At 65.2% G+C, this 6,585-nt stretch carries 5 protein-coding genes and 1 pseudogene; 4 read left to right on the top strand and 2 right to left on the bottom strand.

Annotated features, from left to right (window positions below):
* Together G205_RS03135 and G205_RS03130 are read right to left on the bottom strand one after the other, a co-directional pair.
* A pseudogene (locus G205_RS03135) lies at positions 1-288 on the bottom strand (HNH endonuclease); the annotation flags it as partial.
* 255 nt (positions 289-543) lie between these two features.
* On the bottom strand, positions 544-2,562 hold the full coding sequence (locus G205_RS03130; protein ID WP_009356693.1) for a beta-galactosidase: 2,019 nt from the start codon (positions 2,560-2,562) through the stop codon (positions 544-546).
* A 175-nt stretch (positions 2,563-2,737) separates the two neighbouring features.
* Here G205_RS03130 and G205_RS03125 point away from each other — a divergent pair, with 175 nt between their 5' ends.
* From G205_RS03125 to G205_RS03110, 4 genes are read left to right on the top strand one after another with little or no spacing between them, the layout of a single operon-like run.
* On the top strand, positions 2,738-4,027 hold the full coding sequence (locus G205_RS03125) for an ABC transporter substrate-binding protein (RefSeq protein WP_009356692.1): 1,290 nt from the start codon (positions 2,738-2,740) through the stop codon (positions 4,025-4,027).
* A gap of 47 nt (positions 4,028-4,074) precedes the next feature.
* The gene (locus G205_RS03120) at positions 4,075-5,028 is read left to right on the top strand and encodes a carbohydrate ABC transporter permease (protein ID WP_009356691.1); all 954 of its coding nucleotides are present in this window, start codon (positions 4,075-4,077) and stop codon (positions 5,026-5,028) included.
* Entirely contained in the window at positions 5,025-5,942 is a 918-nt protein-coding gene (locus G205_RS03115) for a carbohydrate ABC transporter permease (protein ID WP_009356690.1), read from the top strand. Before G205_RS03120 ends, G205_RS03115 begins: the two co-directional genes overlap by 4 nt.
* A gap of 11 nt (positions 5,943-5,953) precedes the next feature.
* Positions 5,954-6,583: a hypothetical protein gene (locus tag G205_RS03110; RefSeq protein ID WP_009356689.1), complete on the top strand. Its 630-nt coding sequence runs from the start codon at positions 5,954-5,956 to the stop codon at positions 6,581-6,583.
* Positions 6,584-6,585: the final 2 nt, after the last annotated feature.

Here is a 6,585-nt window from a genome sequence, read left to right as displayed (position 1 = left end):
GACCAAAGTGGTGCGCCACTCGTTCAGCTGCCCGGACCGGAACGCGGCGAACGTCCGCGGCATCCCCGTCAAGGCTTTCGCCGTACCCAAAAGCCGTCCGCCCTTGGCGGGGGATTCCCGCCGCGCCAGCGCAATCTGGGCAGCCACCCCGGCGCCCTGCTCCTCGGCCGGGACACCGGCCGCGGCCTGGACCCGCCGCTGGAACCCATCAAAGGCGACAGTGATCTCGGCCTGCCGGGCAGCGGCCAGGGACTTCACATCCTCCAGCTGCCGCAACTGGTCAATCATCCCCGGCCCCTCAGGGGCGACAGGCACAGCAGCCAGAACCGCCAAGGCATCGGCGATCGTCGGGACACCACCGCGCCCCGACCACATCCCTGCCAACGCTCCAACCGCTTCCATGAACAAAGTCTTCCAGCAGGGTGTGACAAAAGAGAGGCGCCAGCTTGCTATGTGGAAACCGGGAAGTACCCCTGGATATGGTGCGACGACGGCGCCAGATAGGCGCCGCCGTCGCGGTCTGCCGGACCGGTAGAAGAAGCCTTAGGCCTCCTCGGCGATCACAGCCACTCCGCCGGCAGGCACAATTCCCGAGAAGGCGTCACCTGTCAGCAGGTCCCTTCCCGAAGCCTGCACAGACGCGCCGGAGCGGGTGTGGTTGATGGCGAACAGGAAGCTCCCGCCACCGGCAGCGCGGCGCCGCACCACTTCAACGCCGGGGTCGGCCACGGCGGCGGGTGCGACGCCCGAATCGGCAAGGAGCCGGTCCACCACAGCCTCGATGCCGTCCGGGTCGGGGAAGGTTGCCAGGTACCAGGCAGCGCCCCTGCCCACCGCCCGCCGGGTCAGGGACGGGACGCCCTCCAGGGGGTATTCGGTAAAGGTCTGGATCGTTTCGGCGTCCACCGCGTGCACGTGCTCGCTCCACACTAAGGAGACGGACCCGTCGCTCAGCTTGAGCCGGGAACCCTCGAGCAGGGGATGGAACTCCTCCACCCGCACTCCCAACAGTTCCCGGAAGGCGCTCGGGTAGCCGCCCAGCCGCACGTGGTCCTTCTCGTCCACGATCCCGCTGAAGTAGCTGACCAAAACCGTGGCACCGGACTCAGCCGCCGCGGCTATATTGGCGGCGGCCTCATCGGTCACCGAGTACAGCGTGCAGACGAGCACCAGGTCGTAATCCTCCAGAGGCGCCGATGGGTGCGCCATGTCAACAGCGACGCCCCGCAGGTACAGCGAGCGGTGGAAGGCGCGCAGCAGGTCCAGGTACCGGACGTCGATGCTGGGCTTCGAATCGATCTCGCTGGCCCACCAGGCCTCGTAGTCGAAGACAATGGCGGCCCGGGACTCCACCCGTGAACCGCGGACCGGCTCAAGGAGCTTGAGGGCGGCGCCCAGGTCCACCACCTCGCGCCAGACGCGCGTGTCCCGCCCGCCGTGCGGCACCATGGCGGAGTGGAACTTCTCCGATCCGGCGAAGCTCTGCCGCCACTGGAAGAACATCACGGCATCCGCGCCGCGGGCCACGTGGGCGAGGGAGTTGCGCAGCATTTCGCCGGGCATCTTCGGCTGGTTGCGCGGCTGCCAGTTGACGGCCGACGTCGAATGTTCCATCAGGATCCACGGGTCGCCGCCTGCGATTCCACGGGTGAGGTCCGCGCTGAACGCGAGTTCGACGTGGCGTTCCGGATCCGCGGCCACCAGGTAGTGGTCGTTGGCAATGACGTCCAGGTCCTTGGCCCAGTCAAAGTAGTCCATGGCCTTGGTGGCGCTCGAAGCCATCAGGTTGGTGGTGCACGGAACGTGGGGGGTGACGTCGCGCAGGACGGCCATGAGGCCGCGGTAGTAGTCCATCAGGGCCCAGGAGTTGAACCGCTGGAAGTCCAGCTGCTGGCCGGGGTTCAGTGTGCTGGGTGCGACGCCGGGAGGCAGGATCTCCTCAAACGATGCGTAGTTCTGGCTCCAGAATGCCGTGCCCCACGCCGCGTTCAGCGCCTCGATGCTGCCGTAACGGCGCTCCAGCCAGCCGCGGAATGCTGCCGCGTCCTCCTCGCCGTGGAACTCGGAGACGTGGCAGCCCAGCTCGTTGTCCACGTGCCAGAGTGCCAGTGCCGGGTGGTCTTTGTACCGCTCTGCCAGCGCCAGGGTGATGCCCTTGGCGTAGCGGCGGTAAACGGCCGACGACGGCGTGTAGTGCCGCCGCGAGCCCGGTCCCAGCACCGTTCCGTCAGCCGTGACCGGCAGGATCTCCGGATGCTTGCGGACCAGCCACGCGGGCGGTGCAGCGGTGGCGGTGGCCAGGGCCACCTTGACCCCGATGCCGGCGAGGTTGTCCAGCACCTCGTCGAGCCAGCCGAAATCGTACTGTCCTTCAACAGGCTCCAGCAGTGCCCAGGAGAAAATCCCGACGCTGAGGAAATTCACGCCGGCTTCCTGCATCAGTTCCAGATCCTCCAGCCGGACGCTGACGGGCCACTGCTCCGGGTTGTAGTCGCCGCCGAAGGCGATGCCTTCGATGTTGTTCCAAACGCTGGCCGGGCTGGAAATAGCCGGGATTGTCATGGGACTCCTATGTCTGCTGCGGGGATGGAACCGGGAGGAACATCAGATGTTTGGAAAACGCTTGCCCAAACTCGGGAATGGCTATATTGTATCGTTTCAGAAGCCGTGTAAGCCAGCTCACTACTCACGTTGTAGATGAGATCAGGGATTGCACACATTGAGCAAGGAGGCTCCCGTGATCAACAGAAGGCATTTCCTCACCACCGTCGCAGTCGGCACTGCATCTGCCGGCGTTCTGGCCGCGTGCGGTACCGGGTCCAGCACCTCGGGACAGACCGGTTCCGCCGAAAACCCCGTCACCATCAACTACACCTGGTGGGGCAACGATGACCGCGCCGAGCGCACCCGCAAGGCCATCGCCCTGTTCGAGGAGAAGAACCCGGACATCAAGGTTAACGGCAACTTCACCGACTTCGCCGGCTACTGGCAGAAGCGCGCCACCGAAGCTGCCGGCGGCGGCCTGCCGGACGTCATGCAGTGGGACCTGTCCTACCTGCGCGACTACGGCCAGCGCAACCAGCTCCTTGACCTGAGCACCGTCAACATCAACACGGACGCCTTCGAGAAGTCCCTCCTGCCCTCGGGCCAGATCAAGGGCAAGACCTACGGCATCCCCACCAGCACCAATGCCTTCGCCGTCTACTACGACCCCGCCAAGCTCGCCTCCCTGGGCATCGCCGAGCCGGACGGCAGCTGGACCTACAAGGAGTTCAACGAGTTCCTCACTGAAGTGGGCACCAAGAGCAACGGTGCGATCTTCGGCGGCACCGACTACACCGGCGTCTGGTGGATGTTCAACATCTGGCTGCGCCAGAACAACATCCAGGCCTTCACCGAAGACGGCAAGCTCGGCTTCACCAAGGACGACCTAAAGAAATGGTGGAACCTCACCGCCGACCTTCGCGGCACCGGCGCCATCGTTTCGGAAGAGCGCGTCACCCAGCTGGCACCGAAGTCGCCGTTCGGCTCCAACGTCACCGCCACAGAGGTCACCTGGGACAACTTCATGGCAGGCTACCTCGCGGACAGCGGCGCCAAGGAGCTCAAGCTTGCCCCGGTCCCCTCCGACGACCCGGACAACCTGGGCCTGTTCCTCAAGCCCTCCATGCTGATGGTGGCCAGCGCCAAGACCAAGTTCAAGGACGCCGCTGCCCGCTTCATCGACTTCATGGTCAACGACCCCGAGGTCGGCCAGATCTTCAAAACCTCCCGCGGCGTGCCCGCATCCAAGACCCAGCGCGACGGCACCACCTTCGAGGGCACCGATAAGCTGGTTGTCGATTACGAAAAGTCCATCGAGAAGTACCTCAAGGACGCTCCCGAGCCGCCCATCGTCGGCTTCGGCACGCTTGAAGCCTCCTTCAAGCGCATCGCCTCCGACCTGAACTACGGCAAGCTGGACATCAACGGGGCCACCGACGCCTGGTTCAAGGAAGCCGAAGACCTTATCAAGCAGAACGCCTGATCCAGGCACCCGCCTGATTCTCGCTTCATGACTGACGGATTGAACTCGTGACTCAAAGCCCAACCCTGAGCAGGCGTTCGACGACGTCCGCCCCCGCGCAGCTTCGCAAGTCGAAGCAGCGCGGGGCGGACGCCCGCGCCGGCTACACCTTCCTGCTGCCCTGGCTGCTGGGGTTCATTGCCCTCACCGTTGGGCCGATGATCTCCTCGTTGTACCTGTCCTTCACCAACTACAACCTGTTCGAGCCGCCCAAGTGGATCGGCCTGGACAACTACACCACCCTGTTCCAGGACGAACGGTTCCTGCAGTCGGTGGGCGTGACCGTGGGTTACGTGGTCTTCGGTACCCCGCTGAAGCTCGCGGCCGCGCTGGCGGTGGCCATGCTGCTGAACAGCAAGCGCCGCGGCCAGGGCTTCTACCGTTCCGCGTTCTACGCACCCTCCCTGATCGGCGCGTCCGTGTCCATCGCCATCGTCTGGAAGGCCATGTTCGGCGACTCCGGTCCGGTGGACCAGGGCCTGTCGTTCTTCGGCATCAACCTCGGCGGCTGGGTGGGCAACCCGTCCATGACCATGCCGATGTTCATCCTCCTGACCGTCTGGCAGTTCGGCGCCCCGATGGTGATCTTCCTGGCCGGCCTGAAGCAGATCCCGAACGAACTCTACGAAGCGGCGTCGATGGACGGCGCGGGTCCGGTGCGGAAGTTCTTCAACATCACCTGGCCCATGCTCTCCCCGGTGATCTTCTTCAACCTCCTGATGGAAACCATCCACGCGTTCCAGATCTTCGCCTCGGCCTACATCATTTCCAACGGTGAAGGCGGCCCCGCCGGCTCCACCCTCTTCTACACCCTCTACCTGTACCTGCGCGGCTTCAGCGACTTCCGGATGGGCTACGCCTCGGCAATGGCCTGGCTCCTGGTGATCGTGGTGGGCATCATTACCCTGATCTTCTTCCGCACGTCCAAGTCCTGGGTCCACTACAGCGGTGATGCAAAATGACAACCATGGCAACCCCCACGCAGTCCGCCCCGGACGCCTCCGCCCCGGTCTACAACCCGAAATCGGAGTCAGCGGGCGCGAAGCGGGCCAAGAGCCTGGCCTTCCATGCGGTCGCGCTGCTCCTCACGGCGGTGGTGCTCTACCCCGGCCTGTGGATGATCGCCTCCTCGTTCAAGCCGAACTCCGAGATCGGCGGCGCGAACACGTCGCTGTGGTCCAGCAACTTCAGCTTCGACAACTTCGTCACGGCCATGGACGGCATCGGCGGTGTGTCCACCCTCCAGTTCTTCACCAACTCCCTGGTCCTGGCACTGGGCGCCGTGGTGGGCACCATCCTGTCCGCATCGGTCTCGGCCTACGCATTCGCCCGGATCAAGTTCCCCGGCCGCGGCATCTTCTTCGGCATGATGATCGCCACCCTGCTGCTGCCGTTCCACGTGGTGATCATTCCGCAGTACATCATCTTCCAGCAGCTGGGCCTGGTGGACACCTACATCCCGCTGCTGATCGGCAAGTTCCTGGCCGCGGACGCGTTCTTCGTCTTCCTGATGGTCCAGTTCATGCGGAACCTGCCCGCCGAACTGGACGAGGCGGCACGGATCGACGGCGCCGGGCACGTCCGGATCTTCACCTCCATCATGCTCCCGCTGATGAAGCCGGCCCTGATCTCCACCTCGATCTTCTCCTTCATCTGGAGCTGGAACGACTTCCTGGGGCCGCTGCTCTACCTGAACACCCCGGAAAAGTACCCGTTGCCGCTGGCCCTGCGGCTCTTCGTGGACCAGACCCAGTCCTCGGACTACGGTGCCATGATCGCGATGTCCGTCCTGGCCCTACTCCCGGTCCTGATATTCTTCCTGATCTTCCAGCGGTACATTGTTGAAGGCGTTTCCACCCAGGGCCTCAAGGGCTGACGGAGACAGGAATGAGCATCATGGACAGCACCACCCCCGCATCCAGCCACCACCAGCCCATTCCGGTGAACCGGTTCGCCCTGTTCTCCGAGACCCTCCTGGCAGGGCTGCTGGTGCTGGCGCTGTCCCTTCCGCTGGTCACCATCCCCGCCGCCTACGCGGCGGGGATCGCCCACCTGGAACGGCACCTCGCCGGCCGCGACGATTCCGTCCGCGGCCTCTGGGGCACCTTCCGCGCTGCCCTGCCCGGCAGCTGGAAGCTCGGCCTGCTCACCGCGGCGGCCGCCGTCGTGATTGTCCTTAACCTGCTGCTGGCCTGGGTGGGCCAGCTGCCCGGCCGGGAAGTGGTCCTGCCGGCAACGCTGCTCCTGGCCGGCTGCGGTGCCATCCTGCTGCTGCGCACCACCGCCGCCTGGTCGGACACTGCCGGTACGGGCACCGACGCGGGAGGCGCCTGGCGCTCCGCGCTGGAAACCGGAAAAGCGCTGTCCCTCCAGGACTGGACCGGCTCGCTCCTGCTGGCCGCGGCCCTCTTCGGCGCCGTGGTCTTCGTCTGGATGCTGGTGGCACTGTTCGTCGTGGTTCCCGGCACACTGATCCTCGCCGCCGCCGCAGTGAAACTCCGCTCACACCGGGCCTGACG

The organism is Arthrobacter nitrophenolicus, from assembly GCF_000332815.1.
In the GTDB taxonomy this organism is placed as follows: domain Bacteria; phylum Actinomycetota; class Actinomycetes; order Actinomycetales; family Micrococcaceae; genus Arthrobacter; species Arthrobacter nitrophenolicus.
The sequence above is the reverse complement of the archived record's forward strand: the minus strand, read 5'-3'. Positions and strand labels throughout refer to the sequence as shown.